General features: G+C 68.6%; 19 protein-coding genes. 12 read left to right on the forward strand and 7 right to left on the reverse strand.

Going from position 1 to position 25,384, the window contains the following annotated elements; translation table 11 throughout:
• Positions 1-139 precede the first annotated feature (139 nt).
• Both BLU09_RS21265 and BLU09_RS21270 read right to left on the reverse strand, forming a co-directional pair.
• Entirely contained in the window at positions 140-1,585 is a 1,446-nt protein-coding gene (locus BLU09_RS21265) for a multicopper oxidase family protein (RefSeq protein WP_090491355.1), read from the reverse strand.
• 111 nt (positions 1,586-1,696) lie between these two features.
• Positions 1,697-2,152: a cupredoxin domain-containing protein gene (locus BLU09_RS21270; protein WP_090491356.1), complete on the reverse strand. Its 456-nt coding sequence runs from the start codon at positions 2,150-2,152 to the stop codon at positions 1,697-1,699.
• 353 nt (positions 2,153-2,505) lie between these two features.
• Here BLU09_RS21270 and BLU09_RS21275 point away from each other — a divergent pair, with 353 nt between their 5' ends.
• The 5 genes from BLU09_RS21275 to BLU09_RS21295 all read left to right on the forward strand — a co-directional run bounded on the left by BLU09_RS21275 (position 2,506) and on the right by BLU09_RS21295 (position 9,456).
• Positions 2,506-4,791: a heavy metal translocating P-type ATPase gene (locus BLU09_RS21275; RefSeq protein ID WP_090491357.1), complete on the forward strand. Its 2,286-nt coding sequence runs from the start codon at positions 2,506-2,508 to the stop codon at positions 4,789-4,791.
• 187 nt (positions 4,792-4,978) lie between these two features.
• Entirely contained in the window at positions 4,979-5,359 is a 381-nt protein-coding gene (locus BLU09_RS21280; protein WP_090491358.1) for a cupredoxin domain-containing protein, read from the forward strand.
• A 577-nt stretch (positions 5,360-5,936) separates the two neighbouring features.
• Positions 5,937-7,397, forward strand: coding sequence for a TolC family protein (locus BLU09_RS21285; RefSeq protein ID WP_090491359.1), 1,461 nt, complete (start codon positions 5,937-5,939; stop codon positions 7,395-7,397).
• Positions 7,398-7,440: 43 nt separating this feature from the next.
• Positions 7,441-8,763, forward strand: a complete 1,323-nt coding sequence (locus BLU09_RS21290) for a multicopper oxidase family protein (RefSeq protein WP_090491360.1) — start codon at positions 7,441-7,443, stop codon at positions 8,761-8,763.
• A 57-nt stretch (positions 8,764-8,820) separates the two neighbouring features.
• Positions 8,821-9,456, forward strand: a complete 636-nt coding sequence (locus BLU09_RS21295; RefSeq protein ID WP_090491361.1) for an RNA polymerase sigma factor — start codon at positions 8,821-8,823, stop codon at positions 9,454-9,456.
• A gap of 183 nt (positions 9,457-9,639) precedes the next feature.
• Here BLU09_RS21295 and BLU09_RS21300 read toward each other — a convergent pair whose 3' ends face one another.
• Entirely contained in the window at positions 9,640-9,864 is a 225-nt protein-coding gene (locus tag BLU09_RS21300) for a heavy-metal-associated domain-containing protein (protein WP_090491362.1), read from the reverse strand.
• Positions 9,865-10,003: 139 nt separating this feature from the next.
• Between BLU09_RS21300 and BLU09_RS21305 the strand changes: the two genes are divergently transcribed.
• The 4 genes from BLU09_RS21305 (at position 10,004) to BLU09_RS21315 (ending at position 14,105) form a co-directional block, all read left to right on the forward strand.
• A complete protein-coding gene (locus BLU09_RS21305; RefSeq protein WP_090491363.1) occupies positions 10,004-10,456 on the forward strand; it encodes a GNAT family N-acetyltransferase in 453 nt (150 codons plus the stop codon).
• Between the two features lie 499 nt (positions 10,457-10,955).
• The gene (locus BLU09_RS39450; RefSeq protein WP_244171914.1) at positions 10,956-11,117 is read left to right on the forward strand and encodes a heavy metal-binding domain-containing protein; all 162 of its coding nucleotides are present in this window, start codon (positions 10,956-10,958) and stop codon (positions 11,115-11,117) included.
• Positions 11,114-12,622 carry a TolC family protein gene (locus BLU09_RS21310; RefSeq protein WP_090491364.1) on the forward strand — a complete coding sequence of 503 codons (1,509 nt, stop codon included), beginning with the start codon at positions 11,114-11,116 and terminating at the stop codon, positions 12,620-12,622. Before BLU09_RS39450 ends, BLU09_RS21310 begins: the two co-directional genes overlap by 4 nt.
• On the forward strand, positions 12,603-14,105 hold the full coding sequence (locus BLU09_RS21315; protein WP_373283988.1) for a multicopper oxidase family protein: 1,503 nt from the start codon (positions 12,603-12,605) through the stop codon (positions 14,103-14,105). The genes BLU09_RS21310 and BLU09_RS21315 overlap by 20 nt, the downstream gene beginning before the upstream one ends.
• Positions 14,106-14,147: 42 nt before the next feature.
• Here BLU09_RS21315 and BLU09_RS21320 read toward each other — a convergent pair whose 3' ends face one another.
• The 3 genes from BLU09_RS21320 to BLU09_RS21330 form a co-directional block, all read right to left on the reverse strand.
• Positions 14,148-14,633, reverse strand: a complete 486-nt coding sequence (locus BLU09_RS21320) for a hypothetical protein (RefSeq protein ID WP_244171915.1) — start codon at positions 14,631-14,633, stop codon at positions 14,148-14,150.
• 41 nt (positions 14,634-14,674) lie between these two features.
• Complete coding sequence (locus tag BLU09_RS21325; protein ID WP_090491367.1) at positions 14,675-15,211, reverse strand: AAA family ATPase; 537 nt, start codon at positions 15,209-15,211, stop codon at positions 14,675-14,677.
• Between the two features lie 159 nt (positions 15,212-15,370).
• Complete coding sequence (locus BLU09_RS21330; protein ID WP_244171916.1) at positions 15,371-16,396, reverse strand: lipase family protein; 1,026 nt, start codon at positions 16,394-16,396, stop codon at positions 15,371-15,373.
• A 283-nt stretch (positions 16,397-16,679) separates the two neighbouring features.
• Between BLU09_RS21330 and BLU09_RS21335 the strand changes: the two genes are divergently transcribed.
• The 3 genes from BLU09_RS21335 (at position 16,680) to BLU09_RS21345 (ending at position 20,140) form a co-directional block, all read left to right on the forward strand.
• Positions 16,680-18,293 carry a M28 family metallopeptidase gene (locus tag BLU09_RS21335; RefSeq protein WP_090491368.1) on the forward strand — a complete coding sequence of 538 codons (1,614 nt, stop codon included), beginning with the start codon at positions 16,680-16,682 and terminating at the stop codon, positions 18,291-18,293.
• Positions 18,294-18,344: 51 nt separating this feature from the next.
• The gene (locus BLU09_RS21340; protein ID WP_244171917.1) at positions 18,345-19,253 is read left to right on the forward strand and encodes a hypothetical protein; all 909 of its coding nucleotides are present in this window, start codon (positions 18,345-18,347) and stop codon (positions 19,251-19,253) included.
• A gap of 146 nt (positions 19,254-19,399) precedes the next feature.
• Positions 19,400-20,140, forward strand: a complete 741-nt coding sequence (locus tag BLU09_RS21345; protein ID WP_090491369.1) for a competence/damage-inducible protein A — start codon at positions 19,400-19,402, stop codon at positions 20,138-20,140.
• A 25-nt stretch (positions 20,141-20,165) separates the two neighbouring features.
• Here BLU09_RS21345 and BLU09_RS21350 read toward each other — a convergent pair whose 3' ends face one another.
• On the reverse strand, positions 20,166-25,244 hold the full coding sequence (locus BLU09_RS21350) for a tetratricopeptide repeat protein (protein ID WP_090491370.1): 5,079 nt from the start codon (positions 25,242-25,244) through the stop codon (positions 20,166-20,168).
• Between the last annotated feature and the right edge of the window lie 140 nt (positions 25,245-25,384).

Raw genomic sequence — 25,384 nt, forward strand, 5'->3', positions numbered from 1 at the left:
AGGGGTTTAGCAACAGGCAGGCCCATGTGGTGCGCGCTGCAAGTGGCTGAACTCATTCCTGGGCGGCGTTCCCTCATGTTGGCGAGAAGAGGGCCGGGTGTGACCAGGCTGGTCACACTGTCATGGGCCGGGGGCTGGCTTAGTGGGAGCCCTCCGCATGGACGTCCACGAGCGTCATCATCCCGGCCTCGGCGTGCTCTTGGATGTGGCAGTGGAGCATCCAGGCCCCCACGTCCTGCGGGAACATCGCCACATCCACCGTCTCCCTTGGACGAATCAGCACGGTGTCGCGCCAGTGCCCCTCGTCCACCGATGCACCATTGCGCGCCACCACGCGGAAGAACTGGCCATGCACGTGCATGGGGTGCAGGCGGGAGGACTCGTTGACGAAACGCAGCGTGGCCCATTGGTGGGCAGGGAGCCGGTAGACCTTGTGGTGCGCGGAGGCATGCTCCCCCTCGTGGTGGAACGCCTCGTCATTGATGGTCCACTCGATGCCGAAGGGGCCTCCCCGCCTAGCATTCAGTCGGAAGGTCTCCGCGGGTAGCAGTGCACGCGCTGGAGAGAGGTCAGGGCTCGGGGGCGGGGCAACTGCTGCCACTTCGGGCGGCCGCACGACGTCTCCAGAGACCACCAGCGTTGCGAGAGGGAACGGCCTGCGTGTGAAGTGGTCCATCACCTCCAGGCGCGGGTTGCTCAGCGCCTCGGGAACGGTGAAGTCCAGGTCGACGCGGTTCCCTGGAGCGAGCTCCAAGCGGGAGGCCGGCAGCGGCCGGTCCGTGGCCAGCCCGTCGATCGCGATGACAGATGCGCCCAGCCCTTCGAAGGAAGGTGCGAACACGCGCCCGTTTGCAACGTTGACCATTCGCAGGCGCACCCGCTCGCCGGGTTGCAGCGGGACTTCTGGCTGGACAGCGCCGTTCACCGTGGAGACCTGCCCCCAGCGGCCGTCGTGCGCGAGGTCGTGGCGCGTGTTGAATCGGCCGTCAATCTGGCCACCCGCGTCGAGTCGCCAGTCGTCGAGCACCCAGACGAGCTCGCGTGAGAAAGGGCCGGGCTTCGGGTCCTCCACGATGAGCACGCCGAACAGCCCTCGCTCGACTTGCTCGCTCCCGCGCAGGTGCGGGTGAAACCAGTAGGTTCCTGCGTCCTTCACCTTGAACTCATAGACGAAGGTTCCCCCAGGAGGGATGGGAGGCTGGGTCACTCCGGGAACGCCGTCCATTCCGTTCGGAAGCCGGATGCCGTGCCAGTGAATGGTCGTCGGCTGCGGCAGCTTGTTGGTGAATCGCACGCGGACCGTGTCGCCATGGGTGGCGCGAAGGGTGGGGCCGGGGACCTGGCCGTTGTAGGCCCAGACCTCCAGACTCCGGCCATCCAAAAGCGGGAGGGCTGTCGGGGCCGCGACGAGCTCGAACTCGCGCACGCGGCCCGTGGACGGGATGTCTTCAGGGTAGGGCGGTGCCACGCGCGGCTGCCGGAGCGTCGCCATGGCGGCATCATCCTCCTGGCCGAGGCCGAGTGCCGCGAGCATTGCGAGGAGGGCAACGAGCGCTGCCCCGATGAACCAGCGATTGCGATGCATGAAGTCTCTTCACGAATGATGGAAGGTGCGGGCGAGGAGGGGACCAGGCCGCCGTGGTGGCGTGGCCCGCAGGCGCGCGACCTCGGTGCGCAGCCTGCCCGGAACGGCGGTCTACTGGATGGTGACGAGCCCGCTGATGTGGTCCATCGCGCAGGCGTAGCGCAGCGTGCCCGACTTGCTGGGGGTGAACTCCACGGTCACCGGCGTGTCCATGGGGAGCGGCTTGTTGATGCCCAGGTCGGCCATGACAATCTCCGTGGCGCACGTCTTGGCCGTCTTGCGCGTGACCACGAGGCGGACGGGCTGCCCCGCCTTCACCTTCACGTCCGAGGGCTCGAAGCCCTTGGAGGTCACCGTGAGGTCCACGGTCTGGACGCCGTTCCTGGTGGCCGGGGCCGAGGCGGGCTTCTGTGCGGGCGCAGCGGCCTTCTTGGCCGCGCCTCCGTGCGCGGAATGCTCGCCGTGCCCGGCGTGCTCGCTCTGTTTGGCGTGCTCGTCACTCGCGACCGCGGGGGCCGCGGCAATCAGGGGGAGTGCAGCAAGGAGTCCCATCAGGCTCTTCTTCATCGCTTGGTTGCTCCCAGTGTGAGGATGCCCTCGGGGACGTCCGGCATCCTGTGGGTCCGGTCCGCCGGAGCACAACGCGTGCCGAGGACTGAACGCGCCTGTTCATGCGGGGTTGCCGTGTCGCGGCACCTGTCCTGAGTACCCAGATGGGTTTCGCTGTAACCGTCACGGTCACAGGTGGAACGTGAAGCGGCGTCGTTCCACGGAGCCGTGAAGTGCCGTTCATGGCCGACACGCTGCGGGTGGCGCGCGAGGCGCTGGCCACCGCGGCTGGACCTCTTCGCAGGTGTAAGCCTTTCGGGGGAGGCGCGTCAGTGGGGTGACCCGCTAGCTCGCGGGCAGGAGGAAGCCCCATGAATGCCGTTGAAGCAGCCTCGTCCCGGTCTCCCGCGGGCGCCCTGGAGCGGATGGACCTCGCCGTGTCGGGTATGACGTGCGCCGCATGCGCGCGCCGCGTGGAGCGCACTCTGAGCGAGGTGGAGGGGGTCCAGGAGTGCAGCGTCAACTTCGCCACCCGCCGGGCCAGTGTACTCTTCGACGCTCGGGCCACGTCCGTCAGCGCACTGGCCGATGCGGTGGCCGACGCTGGCTATCGCGCCGAGGTGCCGCAGGCTTCCACCGCGGAAGAGACGGACGCCGCGGAGGAGCGAGGGCTCCGGCGCCGGCTCGCCGTGGCCGTGCTCTTCGGCTTGCCGGTGGTTGTCCTCGCCATGTCCCACGGAGCGCTCGACTTCACCGGTTCCACCTGGGTGCAGCTCGGCCTGACGCTGCCAGTCATGGCGTACAGCGGTGGTCCCATCTTCCGGGCGGCGTGGGCCGCGTTGCGGCACAGGTCGGCGGACATGAACGTCCTGGTGGCGCTCGGGACCGGCGCGGCTTTCATCTACTCGGTGGTGGCCACCGTGTGGCCGACGTTCATGGTCACCGGGGACCACGGAAGTCATGGTGGGCACGGAGCCGCACCTCCCATCTACTTCGAGGCGGCGGCCGCGGTGATTGCCTTCGTGCTGCTCGGGCGCTTCCTGGAATCGCGAGCACGCACCCGGGCCGGGGATGCCATCCGGCGGCTTCAGGCGTTGGCCCCTTCCATCGCCACCGTGCTGGAGAATGGCGTCGAGCGAGAGGTTCCACTCGCCGAGGTGCGGGTGGGGGACCGTGTGGTGGTGCGTCCGGGACAGTCCATCCCCGTCGATGGCTCCGTCGTGGAGGGGGCCTCCTCGGTGGACGAATCCATGCTCACGGGGGAAAGCCTGCCGGTGGAGAAGGCCGCGGGCGCGGAGGTCTTCGCCGGGACGATGAACGGCACGGGCCGCCTGGTCTTCCGCGCGGCCAAGGTGGGGAGTGACACCGCGCTCCAGCAGATTGTCCAGGTGGTGGAGCGGGCCCAGGGCACCAAGGCGCCCATCGCGCGCCTCGCGGACGTGGTGAGCGGCGTATTCACTCCGGTGGTGCTGCTCATCGCCATCGCCACGTTCGCGGCCTGGTTCGTCCTGGCCCCCGAGGAGACGCGCCTGACGATGGCCCTGCTCAACGCGGTGGCCGTGTTGGTCATCGCTTGCCCGTGCGCCCTGGGCCTGGCCACGCCCGCGGCGCTCATGGTGGGGATGGGGCGGGGGGCGCAGCTCGGAGTGCTGGTGAAGAGCGCCGCTTCGTTGGAAGGAGCGAGCCGTATCGACACCGTGGTGCTCGACAAGACGGGCACGCTGACGCAGGGACGCCCGGCGGTGGTCCGCGTCCTCACCGCGAGCGGCATGACGGAGGAGGAAGTGCTGACCCTCGCCGCCGCCGCCGAATCGGCGAGCGAGCATCCGCTGGCCCGTGCCGTCGTGTCCGAGGCCTCCAACCGGGGCCTGAAGGTCGGCACGCCGGAGTCGTTCACCGCCACTCCGGGACATGGTGTGGAGGCCCAGGTTGGTGGGCGCAGGGTGCTCGTGGGCAGTCGTCGGATGCTGGACGGACAGGGCGTTTCCGGGAGCGAGGACGCCGAACGCGCGCTCACGGCGGACGGGCAGACGCCCGTGCTCATCGCGGTGGACGGGCGCTGGGTAGGCGCCATCGGCATCGCGGATCCAGAGCGGGAGGAGGCCGCCACGGTGGTCCAATCCCTGCGGAGCATGGGGCTGCACGTGGTGATGCTCACGGGCGATCATGAGGGACCGGCCGGACGGGTGGCGCGCGCGCTCGGCATCGACCGGGTCTTCGCTGGTGTACTGCCCTCCGGTAAGGCGCACGTGGTGCGTACGCTCCAGGCGGAGGGACGGCGCGTGGCCATGGTGGGGGATGGCATCAACGACGCGCCGGCCCTGGCGGAGGCGGACCTCGGAGTTGCCATGGGGACGGGGACGGACGTGGCCCGGGATGCCGCGGGCGTCGCGCTGCTTCGCTCCGATTTGCGAGGACTGCCGGCGGCACTCGGCCTGGCTCGCACCACGATGCGGGTCATCCGGCAGAACCTGTTCTGGGCCTTCCTCTACAACGTGCTTGGCATCCCGGTCGCGGCGGGGTTGCTCTACGGCCTGACAGGCTGGCTGTTGTCACCGATGCTGGCGAGCGTGGCCATGTCCCTGTCGAGTGTGTCGGTGCTGCTCAACAGCCTGCGTCTGCGGCGCCTGCGCCTGCCAGCGCCCCAGGCGGCCTGAGCCAGACCTTCCTCCCGAAGTCCCCACGGCGCCACGGTCCTCCATTCGGGACCGTGGCGTTCGTGCATTCACGGCACCTGTAAGAGCCCGGCTCCTGGCCCGTCAACAGGGGTGAACGCGGTGGACATGAGGGCGCGACCTGCTCCCTGGCCCGCTGCGTGGAACCTGCGTCCAGGGAGAGCGCGTCATGTTGGATTCTATCGAAGTGGGAGTCGTCTCTGGCAGCGTGCTGGCCGCGGCGGCCACCGTCCTGTTCTTCTTCGGCCCGCGCCAGCGCACCCGGGCCCGGAGCGAGGTCGGCGGCGCGCAGGAAGTGGACCTGATGGTGGACGGCGGCTACCGCCCCGACCGCATCGTGGTGCGCGCGGGCGTGCCGGTGAAGCTCAACGTCCTGCGCACGGACCGCTCCGCGTGCTCGGAGCAGATCGTGCTCGGCGACCTCGGCGTCACGCGCACGCTGCCCACCGGGCGCGTGGTGACCATCGACCTGCCCGCGCTCACGCCCGGCGCGTACGACTTCACCTGCGGGATGAGCATGCTGCGCGGCCGCCTCATCGCAGAGGTCTGAGCCCCGGGCCTGTAAGTCGCCGGCCCCTGCCACGTCCAAGGGGCCGAAGCCGGTCACCTGCTCCGAAAGGAATCCCATCATGAAGAAGCTCCTCGTCCTCTCCTTGTTGTCTCCTCTCACCGCCTGCGCCGCCGCTCCCTGGAGCGCGCTCGACGAGGATTCCACGTCGCCCACTTCGCTGCGTGCGCCGGAGGCCCCCCGTCCGAATCTGGTCGCAGTGCTGACAGATGCTGATCCGCTGCGCGCGCCGTCGGGGATTGCCTCCGAGAACGGAGTCAAGGGGAGCGACCACGCGGGCCATCAAGGGCACCCAGGCGGTCATGGCGGCACCGCTCGGCAAGGCGACGCGACGGGGCATACCTCTGGGCACGCGGGCCATGGCGGGCACGCGGGCCATGGCGGGCACGCGGGCCATGGCGGGCACGCGGGCCATGTTGGACACACGGGGCATGGCGCGAAGCAGGGGAGCGCTCACGATGGACACGGGGGGCACTCCGATAGCGCCCCGGATGCCGGCAGTCCCGCCCCCAGCCACCACCATCACCAGCACTAGCCGCCCGCGACGGAGAGAGGCACCATGAATACCTGGTCATCGTCACGCTGGAAGCGGCCCGCCGCAGGCACCCTCGTTGCGTCCATGCTCACATTGGGGGGATGCGTCACCGTCCCCCTGGCGAATGATGCGCGTGACGTGCACACGACGCTCAGCGCTCGTTGGACGCCTGGGGACCCGATGGTCGGGCTCACCAGCGAGGCCCTCCGGGGAGAGGACGCGGACGCGGCCGTGCAGGCGCTGCTGGCCCAGCCGCTCACCGCCGACACGGCCGTCCGCATCGCCCTGCTGAACAACCGCGACCTGCGCGCCGCGATGCACGCGCTGGGCGTCGCCACTGGCAACCTGGTGCAGATGAGCCTTCCTCCCAATCCAGAGGTGGAGCTGGAGGTGCGAAATCCCACCCGTGGCGGGCAGCCTCTGCAAGGGGACATCGGGCTCGAGTACGACCTGTCCGAGCTCATCCTCCTGCCGCAGCGTCGCGGGGTGGCCCAGGCCGAGCGCGCGGCCGAGCGCGCACTCACGGCGGGCGAGGTGCTGCACCTTGCCTACCGCACGCGCCTGGGCTTCTACGAGGTCCAGGCCCGGCACCAGCAACTGGAGCTGCGCAACCGGGCGCTGCAAGTCGCACAGGCGGGCTACGGCACGGCGGTGGAGTTGGAGAAGGCAGGCAACGTCCGCGCACTGGAGGTGGCCACCGAGCGCTCCGCCGTGGAGTCCGCGCGCCTGGCCGTGGCAGAAGCCGAGAACGCCCTGCTGGACTCGCGCGAGGCCCTCAACGTGTTGCTGGGTCTCTTCGGTCCCCGCACGCAGTGGACGGTGGATTCGCCGCTGGCCGACCCAGCCAACGACCTGGATTCGGGGGAGGGGCTGGAGGCGCGCGCCATCGAGGCGAGCCTCGACCTGGCCGAGCTGCGCGGCCGCATGGAGGCCGCCGACCGGCGCCACAGGCTCGCGCGGACGGAGGGGTTTCTGCCCCACCTGTCCGGCGGCTTCCACGGGGAGAAGGACGAGGACCGGTGGGAGATGGGGGCGCACCTCACGGTGGGGCTGCCGCTGTTCGACCGCAAGCAGGGCGTGCGCATGGCGGCCCTTTCTTCGCGTGAGTCCCTGAAGGCCCGGTACGAGGCCACGGCCACCGCCATCCGCGCCTCGCTGCGTCAGGCCCGCGGCCGAGTGGAGTCCACGGGGCGACGAGCGCGGCACGTCCGTGACGTGCTCCTGCCGGCCCGGCGCCAGGTGCTCGACGAGACGGTGCTCCAGTACAACGCCATGCAGGTGGGCGTCTTCGAGGTGCTGCGTGCCCAGGCCGCCGTGACGGACACGGCCAGCACCTACGTGGAGACGCTGCTCGACCACCACCGCGCCCGCTCGGCGCTGGAGCAGCTTCTGGCGGGCCGTCACCAAGGCCTGGAGTTGGGCTCCATCCGCGTTTCGTCGACGAGCGCGAGCTCCGGTCCGGCCGCCGCGGCGGACGCGCACTGACCTTCGCATTCACGGCACTTCGACATTGAGAGGACACACCACCATGGACCGCAGGCAGTTCATTCAGCTCGGCGCACTCGCGGGGGGCACGCTGGTCGCAAGCCAGGCCCTCGCGCAAGGACAGTCCCACGCCGTGCCTTCCGCTCCCGCCAGCGCACGCACCAGGACGCGGAGCATCGTCGCTCCGGGTGGGCAGGTGGCCGTCACCACACCCAACGGCTCCACGCTGCCCTGGAGGAAGGTGGGGGGCGTGAAGGTGGGCCATCTGGTGGCCATGCCTGTGAAGCACACCTTCGCCCCTGGGCTGGAGGTGGACGCGTGGGGCTACAACGGCTCGACGCCAGGGCCCACCATCGAGGCGGTGGAGGGAGACCGCCTTCGCATCTACGTCACCAACCGGCTGCCCGAGCCGACCACCGTGCACTGGCACGGGCTCATCATTCCCAATGGCATGGATGGCGTGTCCGGGCTGAACCAGCGCCCCATCGCCCCCGGAGAAACCTTCGCCTACGAGTTCACGCTGAACCAGCCGGGCACGTACATGTATCACCCGCACTATGACGAGATGACCCAGATGGCGCTGGGGATGATGGGCATGTTCATCGTCCATCCGAAGCGTCCGCGCGGCCCGAGAGTGGTCCGCGACTTCGCGCTGATGACGCACGAGTGGAAGGTGCTTCCAGGCATGCGCCGGCCGGACCCCAACGCGATGAGCGACTTCAATGTCCTCACGTTCAACTCCAAGGCCTTCCCGGCCACCGAGCCGCTCGTCATCGGACGCGGGGAGCGCGTGCGCATCCGCCTGGGGAATCTGTCCGCCATGGACCACCACCCCATTCACCTGCACGGCCTGTCCTTCGAAATGACGGGGACGGATGGGGGCTTCGTCCCCGAGTCCGCCCGCTACCCGGAAACGTCGATCCTGGTGCCGGTGGGGAGCACCCGGGTCATCGAGTTCGTCGCGGACGAACCGGGTGACTGGGCCATGCACTGCCACATGACCCACCACGTGATGAACCAGATGGGACACGCGGCTCCGGTGACGCTGGGCGCTGACGCACGGGCCATCGACCGGCGGGTGCAGGCGCTGGTGCCGGGGTACATGACGATGGGGCAGGATGGCATGGGCGGCATGGAAGAGATGGGCATGCCAATGCCGGCCAACAGCATTCCCATGAAGGGCGGCAAGGGGCCCTTCGGCCCCATCGACATGGGCGGCATGTTCACGCTCCTCAAGGTGCGCGAGAACCCGGACACCGAAGATGGGAGCGGCTGGTACGTGCACCCGAAGGGGACGGTGGCGGAAAAGGCCGACCCGGTGCGCATGGACGCGGACGGCATCAATCCGGACGTGCGCTTTGGTTGATGGCGAAGGGGCAGAGGACGGCTTGCACCAGGTCCTCCGTCCCTGTACCTGAACGGCATGAGTGACATGAATCAGGGAGCGGGCACGGAGACCGATGGCGTGGTGCGGCCCCTGTCCGCCGACGTCATTTCCAGCCTGGTGGAGAACCACCGGGAGTTCTTGCGCTTCCTCGAGCGTCGGGTTGGGAGCCGCGCGGTGGCGGAGGACATCCTTCAGGATGCGTTCGTCCGCGGCATGGGCAAGGCGAAGACGCTCCGCGAAGATGAGTCGCTGATGGCGTGGTTCTACAGCGTGCTGCGCAACGCGGTCATCGACCACTACCGGCGTCGCGGCACGACGGAGCGCGCGCTGGCTTCGCTGGCCAGCGAGCTCGAGGAGGGCCATGCCCCGGAAGCGGAACTGGCGCAGGCTGTTTGCCAGTGCGTGGGGCGGCTGGCCGGCACCCTCAAGCCCGAGTATGCCGAGGCGCTGCGGCGTGTGGAGGTGGAGGGCGTCAGCGTCCCGGCTTTCGCCCTGGAGGCGGGCATCACGTCCAACAACGCGGCGGTGCGACTGCACCGTGCTCGCAAGGCGCTCAAGAAACAGTTGGAGGTTTCGTGCGGTACGTGCGCCTCGCACGGCTGTCTGGACTGCACGTGCGCGACGCCGGGCGCCGAGAAGAAGGCCGGGGGCTGCGGGAGCGCGAAGGCATGACCTGACCGCGGCTTCAACGCGACCTGCCCGGCTGTTCCAATCGATGGGCACAGCCAGGCCGCGCGGAGCCCGAGTCCTTCTGGGCTTCACGCGCATGTTGGCTGTCATTGCCGCGACGGCGGCTCACACGAGGGGATTGGTGGTGCGGACGGGCAAGGGGGCCCGTCCGCACGCGGGGGCAGCTCATGCGGTAGGGGCGGACTCGTACCCGGCGTCGCGGAGCGCCTCGATGAGGCTGTTGACGTTCGCGGTCGCGGCGTCGTGTTTCACGAGGACCTGGCCGTGCTCGAACCGCACGTTGACGTCCTGCACGCCTTCGACTTTCCGCAGCGCGGTGTTGACGTGGCTGACGCAGGACCGGCAGGACATCCCCTCGACCTTCAGGAGGGTCTCATCATTCGGGTTCATCGGGTGGCTCCATCATCGAGCGGCGTTCATCGCCGGCTCGAAGAGGGAGACGCAGACCGTCGCGGGGACTTACAGTCGCGCGGTGGAGCCTCGCAGCTCCAATGCAACCTCGGCGCAGACTGGATGGAGCCTTTTCAGAATGATCCTACGCAACGTCGCAGATGAGGACCTTCCCATCTTCTTCGAACACCAGCGCGACCCAGAAGCGCTGCGAATGGCGGCATTTTCATCGCGGGAGCGCGATGCGTTCATGACCCACTGGCGCACAACGGTTCTCCGCCCTGAAAACGTCACCCGCACCATCGTCATGGGCCGCGAGGTCGTTGGGAACATCGGCAGTTGGGAACAGGATGCCATGCGCCTCGTCGGCTATTGGATTGGTCGCGAGCATTGGGGCAAAGGCATCGCCACTCGGGCCCTCTCTGAGTTTCTCATGCTCGAGCCCGCCCGGCCGCTTCATGCGTGGGTCGCTCTCCACAACCTCGCGTCGATCCGCGTCCTCGAGAAGTGTGGCTTCAACACGATGAGCAACGAGAACCCGCATCACCTGGATGGCGTTGCCGAAGTCCTCATGCGGCTTGGTTCGACGTAGTGATTGTGGCTCGCGCTACGACGACGCCCGGTCCAAATTCCGGCGCTTCGTCGTGCCCGCCAACACCGACTGCTCGCCATCGCCGGAATACACATCCAGACGAGGCGACCTCAGTTCTTGAACAGCGTGCTCTGTGTTCTCGGCCCAAACAGCGTATTCCTGACAGTCTCAATGTCTTGGAGAGTCAGAGCGCCACCGATGGCTTTCGGCATGCGGATGCAGGTGGTACGGCACCCCCATCGAGGGCCCCATGTGCCGAAACCGATGGCTGCTGGCGAGCATCGTTTCCTTCGTTGCTTGTGTCTCCGAGCCGAAGAGGCTGCCCGCCTCCATGGACCCGTCGAATCCAGATGCGCCCGAGGCCCCGCCTGCGCCCCAGTTGACCGCATTCGCGGCCTCCACTCCGGAAGTGCCTGCGCCTGACATGTCGCAAGGACAGATGGGGCACTCCCATCACGGTGCATCCTCGGATGGAGGCGTTGTCGGCTACACGTGCCCAATGCACCCTGAAGTGCAGTCCAGCCAGCCAGGAAGGTGCCCGAAGTGCGGCATGAAGCTGGTTCCGGAGATGCCTGGAGGCACGGAGGAAGGGGACGCAGGGGCGCCCGGCGCTGCACCGGCCGACCATGACCATGCCCCGGGGCACGGAGGGCATCCGTGAGGCTGTCCTGGCTCGTGGGTGCGGCACTGCTAGCAGGAGGGTGCGCGTCCATCCAGAAGGAGCGAGGCCACGCGGAGGTTGCGGCGCTCGTCGAGGAGCGGCTGGGCCGCAAGACGCGTTGGAACCAGGGCACTCCGGAGGACGCCGAGGTCGCGCGCCATCTCGACGCGCTCCTGAAGGAGGACCTCACCTCGGACCATTCAGTGGAGGTGGCCCTGCTCAACAATCCGGCGCTCCAGGCCACGTACGAGGACCTGGGAGTCTCGCAGGCCGACATGGTTCAGGCCGGCCTGCTCTCCAACCCGACTTTGGACGGGAGCATCGGCTTTCCCATCTCCGGGCGTGGCGTGTCAGAGCACGAGGTCTCGCTGGTGCAGGACTTCGTGGATCTCTTCACGCTGCCGCTGCGCAAGCGCGTCGCCCGGGAGCAGTTCATGGCGGACACGCTACGGGTGGCGCACGAGACGCTGGCCACCGCGGCCAAGGTGCGCAAGGCCTTCAGCGAAGTGCAGGCCCTCCAACAGCTCACGGAGCTGCGCCGCATGGCGCTTCAGGCGGCCGTGGCGGCGGCGGACCTCTCCGCCCGGCTGCGGACAGCGGGCAACATCACCGAGCTGGAGCTTGCGAGTGAGCAGGCCGCCGCCGAGGGAGTCCGGCTCGAACTGGCGGAGGGTGAGCTCGCCTTGGTCGAGGCACGGGAGAACCTCAACCGCCTCATGGGGCTGTGGGGGCCCCGTACGCAATGGACGCTCTCCGAGAAGCTCCCGCCGCTGCCTGACCAGGAGGTCTCACTGGCGCACCTGGAGTCGCTCGCCATCCGTCAACGGCTGGACATCGCCGCCGCCCGAAAGCAGGTCATGCTGCTCTGGAATGCGCTGGAGCTCGCGCGGAGTGCTCGCTTCTTCGGGCGCGTGGAAGTGGGCGTTCACGAGCACCAGGACGCGGACGGCCCCAGGCTCTTTGGCCCGACGCTGTCTCTGGAGTTGCCCATCTTCGACCAGCGACAGGCCCTCATCGCCCGGCTGGAAGCGCAGCACCGCCAGGGGGAGCGGCGGCTGATGGAGCTGTCCGTCAACACCCGCTCGGAAGTGCGCGCCGCCCGCGCCCGGCTGCTGGCGCTTCGTCTGGTGGCCGACCGCTACCGGCGAGTGGTGTTGCCCCTTCGTGAGAAGGTCGTCGAGCAGTCGCAACTCCAATACAACGCCATGCAGATAGGCCTCTTTCAACTGCTCTCCGCCAAGCGCGACCAGGTGGAGGCGTATCAGGGCTACATCGAGGCCGTCCGCGACTACTGGATGGCGCGGGCAGACCTCGAGCAACTCGTGGGTGGCCGGCTGCGGGAGGGCAGTGCGGCACCCACGTCATCGCCCTCGCAGCCTTCTCAACACGTACCACCTGGGCCGCCCGGCCCACCCGCGCAGCCAGCACAACCCGGGACGCCCTCCGGGAACGGTCAGGACGTCACCCATGGCACGGAGAGCCCCCATGAGCACCCGCACGACTGACGCCGAGGGCGCACCGGGCCGTGAGGATGACGCCCCTGGACCTCTGGAGCGTAGGGGAGGCCCTGGAAACGCTCCGGCGATTGACGCCGAGGGAACGCTGACGCGGCGGAGCATGCTGGTCACGGCGGGAGCCACGCTCACGGGAGGCACGCTGCTGCTGAGTGGCTCCGCGGCGCGCGCCCAGTCACCCGTCCCAGGCGCATGCGGGCCTCGCGAGAGCTCCGCGGCTGACTGCGGACAGCAGTATGCGCGGCAGGACTGGCTGCGCCCCGGAATGCCCCGCCGGGACTACCGGCCCGTGGTGGTGCCCAATGGCTCGAAGCTGCCGTGGAAGGTCGTGAACAACGTGAAGGTCTTCCACCTGGTGGCCGAGGAGGTGGGGCATGAGTTTGCCCCGGGACTGAAAGCCTCCTGCTGGGGCTACAACGGCCGAGTCCACGGGCCCACCATCGAAGCGGTGGAGGGTGACCGGGTGCGCATCTACGTCACGAACCGGCTACCCGCGGCCACCACCGTTCACTGGCACGGACTCCTGCTTCCCAGCGGTATGGATGGCGTGGGCGGCCTCAGCCAGAAGTCCATCGCTCCGGGCGAGACGTTCCGGTACGAGTTCACCCTGCGCCAGGCGAGTACGAACATGTACCACTCGCACCATGACGAGATGACGCAGATTGGTCTCGGGATGACGGGCATGTTCATCATCCACCCACGCCGACCCGTGGGGCCCCGCGTCGACAGGGACTTCGTCATCCTCCTGCATGAATGGCGCATCGATGTCGGCACGGAGCGGCCCAATCCGAATGAGATGACGGACTTCAACGTGCTCACCATGAACGCGAAGGCGTTCCCGGGCACGGAGCCGCTCGTGGTGCGCCAGGGCGAGCGGGTGCGCATCCGGCTGGGCAACCTGAGCCCGCAGAACCACCACCCCATCCACCTGCACGGCTTCCACTTCCGTATCACCGAGACGGATGGCGGGCGCGTCCCCGAGTCCGCCCAGCAGCCGGAGGGAACGGTGCTCGTCCCCGTGGGTAGCACACGCGTCATCGAGTTCGTGGCGGACGTGCCCGGGGACTGGGCCCTGCACTGTCACATGACGCACCACATGATGAATCAGATGGGCCATGAGTTCCCCAACATGATTGGCGTGAAGCCGGGGGGCCTGGACGCGAAGGTCCGCACGCTGCTGCCGGGCTACATGACGATGGGCCAGACGGGGATGGCGGAGATGGGCGAGATGGGGATGCCCATTCCGCCCAACTCCATTCCCATGCTGGGGGCCCAGGGCAAGCACGACTACATCACGGCGGGAGGCATGTTCACCGTGCTCAAGGTTCGCGAACGGTTGGAGAGCTACGCGGACCCAGGCTGGTACGACAACCCGCCCGGCACGTTGGCGGTGGCGGCCACCTCGGACGAACTGCGCCGGGACGGTATCGACGTGAACGCCCCGGCCGTGGTCGATCCCGGCGCCCCGGCCTGACTTGAGCCCAGCGCTGGAGGTCTTCAGTGCGCCCGGGTGTCGCTAGAGCATTGCCTCGAGGGCCGACTGAAGTTCAGAGTCGCCATAGAGCTGGTCTGAGTAGCCGTAGAAGCTCTCACGCACGAAGAGGGTTTGGTCTTTGATTTCAATACTCTTCGTGCCCGGGTCGTCGGGACTCTTGGCGACATTCAGGAAGACAATCCTGTTGAACTTGGCTTTGACGGCCTCACGGCCCATGTCATCCTTGCAGATTTCCTTCATCACATTGACGACGAGGCCCGGGCCATATGACTCGTAGTAGCTGTCGTAGCAGTCAAGGATCGTCTTGTCCTCGGGGAAGCTCGCAACATCAATCTCAAACGGCAACTCGAATCCAATCGCCGCGTTGAGCTCCGACTGAAATCGAGCGGAGTGAGAGTCTTTGATGGCGGCGATGCGCCGACGCTCGGCGAGTCCCATGGTGTAGTCCTTCTTGTAGAAATGCCTGATTGTTACTCCGAGTATTCTCGGGGGGATTTTGTGCGTCAACCTGTTTCTTGCCGCCCCCATGTTGAGACAGCACGCGTGGCCTACTCGAGATTCGAGCGCACGAATCGCACCCGCTCCGGGAGCGATGCCAGGGGAAGGGGGAGCAACTCGTAGCCAAGGCTCGTGTAGACCTCGACCATCGAACGATAGGTCGCCTCCGCTTCGTCGGGGGCCTGTTTGCGCTCGGCGTCTTGCGCGAAGATTTCGGGCCAATGCGGCGCGATGAAGACACGTCGATTGTAGCGAAACAGCTCCGCGGCCTTCCAGAGATGTGGCGGCACTGGAAGACCACATACCCGAAGGTATCCGATGACGTCGGGAACGCCGCGATCCAGGATGACAGGACGGCGTAGTTCGCAGGCCTCCTTGTGGGTTCGCATCTCCCATCCAAGCATCAGCTCGGCGAAGGCCGTCCGATCAGCCCATGGGAGGGCATGGCCGCCGATTGCGACCTGATGCTGAATGATGGCACGGCCCGCTTCGGGCATGTGCGCGAGTCCCTCCACCGCCAGCGCCTCGATGAGACTGCTCTTACCGGAGCCGGGGCCGCCTGTGATGACATGAAGATTAACGGTCATGGTCTCCTTCGAATTGGCGGTTATTTACCGCACCGGATTGTCGAGACACCAGGTCGGTCGCAATCAGGCCGCTTGCTTCGACAGGTGCGCTTCACCGCCGGGGAGGAAGCTGCCGATGGGGCGGGGCTCCTCCCCGGCGCAGTTTCTCTGTAGGGCGCGTCAGCGTGCAGCCGCGGCGCGACTCACGCTCTGGGAGGGCATTCGCGAGAGGGCGCCCAGCCACCGTTTGAACATCTTCTGGAGTGCGGCCCGGGAGCCTTCGGAAACCAGCGATTGGACACCAAAGAGGATTTGATAGGCCTCCAGGTGCTGGTACGCGACTTCGGCCCAGAATTGGTCTTCGGTCGTGATGGGATTGGAGCCGTGGAAGGTGCCCGGCACCTTGATGTTGGGGAGTTGCGTGTAGGGGCCGGGAAGGGCGCCGCCAGCTTCCGAGGCCAGGACGGCGAGGTTGACCAGTTTCGTGATGTCCGCGGGGACCTGTCCACCATCCCAGTTCGCGGGATAGAGGGTGGGAATCTCCTTGAGGCTGTCGACGACCCACGCGTGTGGCACGGCGTCGAGGCTGTTCCAGATGTTCTGGTTCCAGGCGTATTGGGGCTGGGGCAGGTTCAGGCTGACCGGCGGGAACACCTGCTCGAAGAACTCGGAGAGTCCCTGGTTGCCAGGGGTGGGACCGGCGGCCGGGAGCACGTAGACGTGGTCCCAGTCCCCGGTGCTGAGTGGCCCACCTGATGGATTGAACAGGGCCAGTGCGAGCGTCGGCGCCAGCGCGCCGCCCAGACTGTGGCCACTGAAGATGAGCGTCTTCGAACCCGTCGCGCTCACCGAGCGTAGAAATTCCACCAAGGTTTGCTGGGTCGTCAGCGTGTCGGTCATGCCCAGCAGGGCGTTGACGCCCAGCGCGGTCCCCGTCGAGACAACGGGCCAGGGGTTGATTCCCCAAGGCACTCCGTAGGACGGCAGGCTCGGGAACGCAGCCGTCCAGAGCTGGGTGGTGTTGACGCTGTTGTCCTCTTCATTCTTGTCATAGTTGGAAGACGCGTTGGTTCCGGCGATGGCGACGACGTAGACGGACTGGTCGGGGCTCGCCGCGACGTACATGACATTGTCCGCGTAGCTCAGTGGGCTTTCCTCGTCCACGAACACCGCTGGACCCCAGACGAGCGACCATTGCCCCTCCATGGCCTTCTGGACGTCCGGCAGGGCCAGGAAGGTGGTGAGCTTGGTTTGCAGTGCCTTGGCCAGCCTCTTGGCGTCGCCTGGGAAATGACGTGTCAGCCCTCTGCTTTGACGTGTCTGTTCTCTCAGCGATTCCTATTGCATCAGCGGAAAGTGGGAACGCCCGTGAGGAGTTGGCCGTTGATGCGTCGTCTCGGAGCGCGCCTGCCGATGATGTTCCCGGGCCGAGGCAATCGCGACGCCCGTCAGGCGTAGTCGATGCAGGCCATTGCCATGGAGTGCTCCCATGTTCCGCCGCCCGTTGCCATTCGTGCTGCTCGTCCTCCTGCCCGCGATGGCTTCCGCCGCCGCGTCTCCAGAAGCGGAGCGCTGGTGGAGTCACGTTCGCGTGCTCGCGGATGACGCGATGCAGGGGCGGGAGACGGGCAGCGAGGGTTATCAGAAGGCCGCGACCTACGTGGTGGAGCAGCTCTCCGCGATGGGAATCAAGCCGGGCGCAGGGGATGACTACGCTCAGGCGGTGGAGCTGGTCTCGCGGCGACTGGTGGATGCGAGCTCGCGGCTGGCCCTCGTGCGGGGTGACCGGCGCATGCCGCTGGTCATCGGCCGCGATGCCATCATCGCCTCCTCCCTGGGAGAGTCGGGGCAGGTGGATGCCCCGTTGGTGTTCGTGGGGTACGGCCTTTCGATTCCCGAGGCGGGACATGACGACTTCGCAGGGCTGGATCTCCAAGGGAAGGTGGTCGTCATCCTCTACGGCGGGCCCGACCATATCCCCGGTGCGCTCCGGGCCCACCACAGCTCGCTCGAGGAGCGGGTCAAGGTGCTCCGGAAGGCAGGCGTGGTGGGGGTCATGGTGTTGTGGAATCCGAAGAGCGAGGAGCTGCCCTGGGCGCGCATCGCCTCGTCGCGGTTCGAGCCGGCCATGACCTTCGCCGACCCGTCACTGGTCGAAAATCAGGGCCTGAAGGTGGGTGTCATCTTCAATTCCCGCCACGCTGAGAAGCTGTTCGCTGGCGCTCAGCACTCCTTCAAGGAGGTGCTGGCGATGGCGGATGCGAACCGGCCGCTGCCACGCTTCGAGCTGCCCACCCGGCTCGAGGCGCGGGCCGAGTGGAAGGAATCTCCGGTGAAGTCCGCCAACGTCGTGGGCGTGCTGCCCGGCAGTGATGCCACTTTGGCGAAGGAATACGTCGTGCTCACCGCCCACCTGGACCACGTCGGCGTCGGGGTGCCGGTGAAGGGCGACGCCATCTACAACGGCGCCATGGACAATGCGACGGGCGTGGCCGCGGTGCTGGAGATGGCACGGACCCTCCAGGCACTGAAGCCGAAGCGCTCTGTGCTCTTCCTGCTGGTGACGGGAGAGGAAAAGGGGCTTTTGGGGGCCCACTACTTCGCGGCGAAGCCGACGGTGCCCATGTCCTCCATCGTCGCCAACTTCAACATGGACATGTTCCTTCCGCTGTTCCCACTCCGCCACCTCTTGGCCCTGGGGCAGGAGGAGTCCTCCTTGAAGGCGCCGCTCCAGCAGGTGGCCACGGCCCATGGGGTGACGCTGGTGCCGGACCCCGAGCCCAACAGCATGCTGTTCATCCGCAGCGACCAGTACGCCTTCATCCGGAAGGGCGTGCCCGCCCTGTTCTTCAAGTTCGGCCATGCGCCGGGCTCTCCCGAGGAGCGCACGATGAAGGCCTGGCACACTCGGCACTATCACGCGCCCTCCGATGACCTGCGCCAGCCGATGGACCGGGAGGCAGCGGCGAAGTTCGTTCGGCTGCTCTCGGACCTCACCCTCACCGTGGCCAACAACCCCGAGCGTCCGCGTTGGAACGGCGACAGCTTCTTCCGGAGGTTCGCTTCAACGCCGGTGGAGGAGGCTCACCAGCGAATGCCGTGAGCACGGTGAAGCGGCCGGTCTCCAGGCCTGCCCCCTTTTGCGAGGCGCGGAGTGCGTGCAGAGTTCCGCGAAGCGCTGCTCGCGGAGGCCCAGACGGCCATGCCCATGCCCCAGGTTCCCAGTCCCATGCGCCGACGTTTGGGCGCCATCCTCGCCCTCGCCGCCGTCGTGCTGCTCAGCGGAGCCGCGCCGGAGAGCGCCCAGGAGCAGGTGCTGGGTTCAGCGGGAAGCGACCCGCGCATCGAGGCCGTGGCGATGCCGTGCAAGAAGGGCCAGCGCGCGCTGCGCGTTCGCCGCGGAGACGCGAAGCGCACGGCGACACTGTCCGAGTCGTATGATGCGCTCACGTGCGACGTGGCGAAGGCCACGGCGCCTGGATGGAACTGGACCGGTGGCGATGAGTCGACCTCCTGGGCCCTCCATCTCCGGGCCGTGGACCTCCAGGGCGGGCCGACGGCGCTTCTCATCACCCACGCGGCCGGCTACGAACATGTGCACCGCCAGCATGCCCTGTTCCTCGCAGACGCGAAGGGCGTAACCCGGGCCTGGGAAGGGACCGAGGGGCAGGGCCCCACCTCCTCCAGCGTGGAGGTCCAGGACGACCGGCTCCTCTTCTCACGCACGCTCGACATCGGCGTGGGCGATTCGGCGGACAGCTGGGCCCTCTCCGAGCTGCGCTGGGACGTGGGACGGAAGAAGGTGGTGGAGCGGCCTGCCGAAGCCTGGGCCGTCATCCTCCGTACGGAGGACTCGGCGCCGGCGGCCCGCGCGGCCGAGGCGCAGCTGGAAGCGGACTGCAAGGGCTCGACGCTGCTCATGGTGGACACCAACGACTTCGCGCGGCTCACCCGGGACAAGTGGGTGGTGGCCAGCTTCCTGCCATCAAGGCAGGGCGCCGAGGCTGCGCTCAGCCGGCTGCGGCCCTGCGCACCGGACGCGTACCTCAAGCGCGTCCAATGAGTGCCGCCGCACGCGGTGGGCGCTCTGCAATCGGAGTGGACTGACCGGGGCCCGAGCTCGTTCGGGAATCGCAAACTGCGGCTGGCATGGCGCGCGTATTGACGCGTCACCATCCCCGGTCGGATTCGACTAGAATCCCGCCCCTTATGGAGCGGACCGGCGCAGCGGCAGTCATCATCGGCAACGAGGTCTTGACGGCGAAGGTCCATGACCTGAACGGGCCGCACCTCATCAAACGCCTGCGCGAGGTGGGCATCCCGCTGCACTCGGTGGAGACGGTCCTCGACGACGTGGATGCCATCGTGGACGCAGTGGCCCGGGCCCGGCGCAAGGCGCGGTACGTCTTCACCAGCGGCGGCATCGGTCCCACCCATGACGACGTCACCGTGCGCGCGGTGGCCTTGGCCATGGGGCGGAACGTGGTTCGGCTGCAGGAGATGCTGGACCTCATCATGTCCCGTGCCACCGAGGAGCGGCCGGTGACGGCGGAGGGACTGCGGCTCGCCGATGCCCCGGAGGGCGCCGTGCTGCTTCCCCAGGCCGACATGTGGTTCCCCGTGCTCACGGTGGATGACATCTTCCTGCTGCCCGGTGTGCCGCAGTTGTTCCGGATGCAGTTGGAGACGGTGCTCGCGCGGCTGAGCGGGTCGCCCGTGGCCGTGAGCTGCCTCTACCTCCGGCTGGGGGAAAGCGACATCGCCGCCGTGCTGGACCGGGTGGCGCTCGACATGCCGCACGTGGCCATCGGCTCCTACCCGGAGTTCGACTCGGACAAGGACTACCGGGTGAAGGTGACGGTGGAGTCCGCCCAGCGCGGGCCCGTGGATGACGCCCTGACGCGCATCCTCACGGGCCTGCCGGAAGGCGCGGTGGTGCGGCGGGAGTAGGGCTCCCGCCGCGTTCCGAAAGCGCCTACAGCCCCAGTCCCAGCCGCTGGCGCAGCCGGAAGAAGTCGTCCGTGAAGGTCCACGCCAGAATCGTGCGCAGGCGCTCACCTTCGCGCACGGCCTGGATCATGGGCTCGGGCGTATCCAGCCGGGCACCCGCGAAGTTCGGGTCCTCGCGCAGCACCATGCCCAGGCCCACCGCCACATCGCCGCACATCAGCAGGCCCGCGCGGTCCGCCGAGTAGTCGAGGGCCTCCAGCCAGGGCGCCAGGTCCACCTTCTGCGCGTCGCCCAGCGACATCGCTGGCATCTCCAGCGCCTTGAGCGCCTTGCGCGGGAAGGCCCGCTTGAGCTGCTTCACCGACTCGTCGTTGCGCCGCCCCAGCGCGCCGAACTGCGGCGCGTGCAGGCGGATGGCGCTGCCGAAGAGGTCCGCCGTTTCGCCCTGGGACAGCTTCTCCAGCACCGCGGTCTTGTTGAGCAGCCCCAGCGCCGCGCGGCCCAGGAGGAACTTCTGCTCGCGCGCGTTGAAGCGCCGCACCACGTCCTGGCCAATGCACACCGACATGGGCTCCGTGGTCTCCAGCACCGTCAGCCCGCGCCGCGCCTGGTAGGCCTCGAAGGTTTCCACGCCGAACACCTGGGCGACGGCGCGGATGGCCTTGTACACGGCCGAGTCCGGCTTGAGCCGGTCCGCCTTCGGATTGACGCCCACGATTTCGAAGTTGGGCGGGTACACCTTCTCCAGGTGCTCGCCCATCGCGCGCAGCACCTCGAGCAGCGGGCCCCGGGCCCCCGGGTGCATCAGCACCGAGTCCACATCCGTCTGCGTCAGCGCCTCGCGCGCCTCCTGCGCCAGCCGCGTGCGGGCCTCCATGTAGAAGGCCAGCTCCACCTCGTTGGCGGAGCGCAGGAAGTGCAGCGCCGCCGCCGCGCAGAACGCCTTGTCGAGCTGCTTCAGGCCCTCCCAGAGCTTGAACAGCGCGTGCAGGCTGTCCACCCGCGTCGGGTCCTGCCGGAGAATCTGCCGGTGCTCCTCGATGGCCATCGGCACCGATGACGAGTCCCGCGCGTACAGCTCCGCGAGCACCGCGCGGGCCTGGAGGTTCGTGCCATCACCATCCACCACCTGCCGGTACAGCGCGGTGGCGCGAGCAGGCTCGGACAGCGGACCCGCGTACAGGTCCGCGGCCCGCATCCGCAGCGTCGCGGCGCGCTTGGGCTCCACGGCCAGCTGGCCCGCGGCCTGGGCCTCCAGCAATTGCGCCAGCTCCGGCAGGTTCCGAGCGCGCTCGTAGAGGACCACCAACCGGTCCACCAGGGCGGGGTTGCCCGGAGACAGCTCCAGCGCGCGGCGGTAGAGCGGGGTGGCCGCGCCCGCGTCGCCCAGCCCTTCGTCATACGTGCGCGCCAGCTCCAGCGTGAAGCGGGCCCGCGGCTCCGGCGGCAGCTCCTGCTGGAGCAGCTTGTGCAAGCAGTCCACCGCGCCCGCCCAGTTGCGCGCCTGCGTGTGAAGCCCGGCCAGGCGCTCCAGCGCCTCCAGGTGACGGGGCAGGGTGGCCAGCACCGTCTGGTAGTGCGCCGCGGCCCGGCTCGGGTCATTGAGGTGCGACGCGTACAGGTTCCCCAGCGTCATGTGGAACTGCGCCAGGACGCGCGGGTCGCCGCCGAGCTGCACGCGCTGGCTCAGCATGGCCGCGGCCTCGGGGTACTGCTGCGCCTCCAGCAGCAGCGCCCCACGCAGCTCCAGCGCCTCCGGGTGCCCCGGCTGCGCGGACAGGGCCTTCTCCAGCAGGGCCAGCGCCCGCGCGCGGTCATTCAGCGCGGTGTGGTGCAGCCGCGCCGCGCTGACGAACGCCGTGGCCGCCGCCAGTCCGTCCCGTTGCGCGAGCTTCGCTTCGGCGCGCCGCTCCTGCAGGGCCGCCAGGTCCGCGGAGCCACCGCGCTGCGCCAGCAGTTCCTCCAAGCCCGCCTGAGCGCCCGCGTGCAGCGGATCCTTCTCCAGCGCCTGCCGGTACAGCGCCGTGGCGCCGTCCGCGTCATTCAGCCGGCCCACGGCCAGCTTCGCCGCGCCGATGAGCGCCTCGATGGCGCCACGCGGATCGCGCGACACCTGGGCCTCGGCCTCCAGGGCGGCGCGGGCTCCCGCGAAGTCGCCCCGCTTCAAGGCCACGCGGCGAGCTCCCTGCATCGCGGGCAGGCACTGCGGCTGGAGCTCCAGGGCCTGCCGGTACAGCGCCGCCGCCCTCTCCAAGTCGTTGAAGCGCGTGTCCGCCAGCTCGGCGGTGCGCAGCAGCATCTCCAGGGCCTCGTCGGCGTCCTGCGCGGATGCCAGCCGCATGGTGTACAGGCGCGCCAGCCCCGCGGCGTCACCCGCCTGCCGCAAGCCGCGCTCCAGCACGAAGGCCAGCCGCGCATCGCCCGGGTCGGCCTCGAATGCGCGCTTGTAGGCCTCCAGCGTGCCCTCGGCGGGGCTCTTGTCCAGGTCCACCGCGGCGGACAGCCGCAGGGCCATGGCCAGCCGCGGGTCATTCACCCGGTCGGCGATGCGCTGGCGCAGCTCGGCGCGGCGCGGCCGGTCCGAGGCGCGGATGCGCTCCAGCAGTGTGAGGGCGGTGAGGTTGCCGGCGTCCAGCGTCAGCACGGCCTCGCAGCACTGGGCCGCGCGGGAGGGCTCCTGGAAGCGGTCCAGGTACAGCCGCGCCAGCTTCAGGTACGCCGTCACCTTCGCCGCGGGCGTGCTGCCCACCTGCGTCTCGCGGTCCAGGATGCCGACCAGCTCCTTCACGTTGTCCTGCGCCAGGTACAGCCGCTCCAGCGCGCGAAGCGTGGCGGCATGGGCCGGCGTCAGGCGCAGCACCTCTTGATACGTGTCGATGGCCAGCTCGGGCCGAAGCAGCTGCTCCTCCCAGATGGCCGCCGCCTGGTAGAGGGCGTTGGCGCGCTCCAGCGGGTCGGTGCGGTTGGCGGCTTCGGCGCGCAGCACCTCCACCAGGCTCTCCCACGCGGCCTGCGCGCGGTAGATGCGGGCCAGCGCGCGCAGCGCCGGGAAGTAGCTGGGCGCCAGCATCAGCGCCTCGTTGTACGAGGCGATGGCCTCGTTGTCCTGGTTCAGCCGCTGCTCGTACAGCTCGCCAATCTTGTAGATGAGCGCGGCGGCCTGCTCGGTGGAGGCGGAGCTCTCCGACTCCGCCCGGTACATGTCCACCAGCTTCTCCCACCGGCCATCCTGCGCGTACAGCCGGCCCAGCGCCTTGAGCGCGGGGAGGTAGGACGGGGACAGCGCCAGCACGCGCTCATACGCGGAGATGGCGCCCGCGCGGTCCTTGAGGTTCTCGTCGAGAATCTCCGCGTTGCGGTGCAGCAGCGACAGCACCTGCTTGGTGTCACCCGCGAGCGACGCCTCCAGGTCGTGCGTCTCCAGCAGCTCGCGGAAGCGGCTGGCCCGCTCATAGAGCCGCGCGAGGTTGCGGATGGTGGGCAGGTGGTCCGACGCCAGGTCGAGGATGCGCTTCATGCACTCGATGGCATGGTCCAGGTCGCCCAGGCGGTCCTCGTACACCACCGCCATCTTGTTCAACGTGGTGATGAGCTGATCCCGGTCGCTCGTCTGGAGCAGGTCCTGCTCATACATCGCCACCAGCTCCGCGAAGCGGCCCTGGCGCTCGTAGAGGCGCGTGAGGGCCTTCTGCGCGGGGAGGTAGCCCGGCTGCAACTGGAGGCAGGCGTTGTAGCGGGAGATGGCGTCCTCCTGCCGTCCCAGCCGCTCCTCCAGGATTTCGGCCGCCTTGTACATGCGCGCGGCCTTCTGCTTCGCGTCCTCGGCGGCGGCGACCTCCGCGTCGAAGACGGCGACCAGCCGCTCCCAGTCCTGCATGCGGTAGTACAGCTTGCCCAGGCCCGCCAGCGCGGCCGCGTGGCCGGGAATGCGGGCGACAATGGCTTGATACCGCGCCGCCGCGTCCGACTCGCGCTTGAGGACCTCCTCGTACAGCGCCGCCAGCCGGAGGTTGGTGGCCACCAGCTCGCTCTCGTCGTTGAGCGAGCCCACGCGCGCCAGCAGCACGTCCGACAGCTCCTCGAAGCGGCCTTGCGTCTCGTAGATGCCGGCCAGCTCGCTCAGCACCAGGGGCTCGTTGGGCGACACCTGCCGCGCGGCGAGCAGCGCGGCCAGCGCGTCGTCCTTGCGGTCGTTGCGCTCGTAGACCTTGGCAATCTGCAGGTACGCGGGCGCCGCCTGCGCGCCCAGCGCGGCCGCCTCCGCACCCAGCGCGGCGAGCAGCTCATCCACGCGGCCCTCGCGCTCGGCCAGCCGCTTCATGGCCGCCAGGAGCTGGAGGTCCGACCGGTCCAGCGCGAAGGCCTCACGGAACAGGGCCGCGGCGCCTTCCTTCTGCTTCAGCCGCTCTTCCAGCAGCAGGCCCGCGGCGGTGAGGTAGTGCGCGCGCAGCGAAGGCTGCTGCACGGTGGCGGCGATCAGCCGGTACACCTCCACCAGCGCAAGTGCGTCGTTGCGCGCGGCGTAGACGGACTCGAGCTGGGTGAGGACGACGACGTCCGTGGGCCGGCGCTCCAGGCACTGCTTCAGGCACGCGGCGGACTCCTCGTCCCGCGACAGGCGCTCCTGGAGGATGATGCCCTTCTCGAAGAGCAGCGCGGCCTGATGGCGCGCGTCGTCGGTGGCCGCCAGCTCCGCGTCCATCAACTGGAGCACCATCTGCCAGTTGCCCACGTCCGCGAAGAGCCGGCGGGCGGCGCGGATGTTGACGAGGTAGCGCGGCGCCAGCTTGTACGCGTTCTGGAACGCCACCGCGGCGTTGCGCGGATTCTTGAGCGGCTCCTCCCAGAGCAGGCCCACCTCGTGGAAGAGCAGCGCCGCCGTGTGGGGCTCCGCGGTGCTGAGGGCCTTGGCCTCGCGCTCCAGGGATGCGATGCGCTCGCGCGCTTCATCCTCGGCGCGGGTGTTGGCGGCAGCCGAGGGGGCGGTGGTCGCGGCCTGGGCCTGCGTCTCCGTGACCGGAGCGTTCGGGCTCGCGGGCGCGCCAGACACAGGCAGGGGGGCCACGGGAACAGTGGTCCTCGGGACGTCGTTGCGCTCGCTCATGGAAAGCCGGCTCCGAATGGCCAATGCGGGGGAGGAGGGACTGGCCGTCGCCGGTCGTAACATGCGCTTGGGCGGTCCCTCAACTTCCCGTCTTTCCTGGCGATTTGGGTGCCAGCCACCCCAGGGGACGGACAGGCGAA

This window comes from Myxococcus virescens, from assembly GCF_900101905.1.
In the GTDB taxonomy this organism is placed as follows: domain Bacteria; phylum Myxococcota; class Myxococcia; order Myxococcales; family Myxococcaceae; genus Myxococcus; species Myxococcus virescens.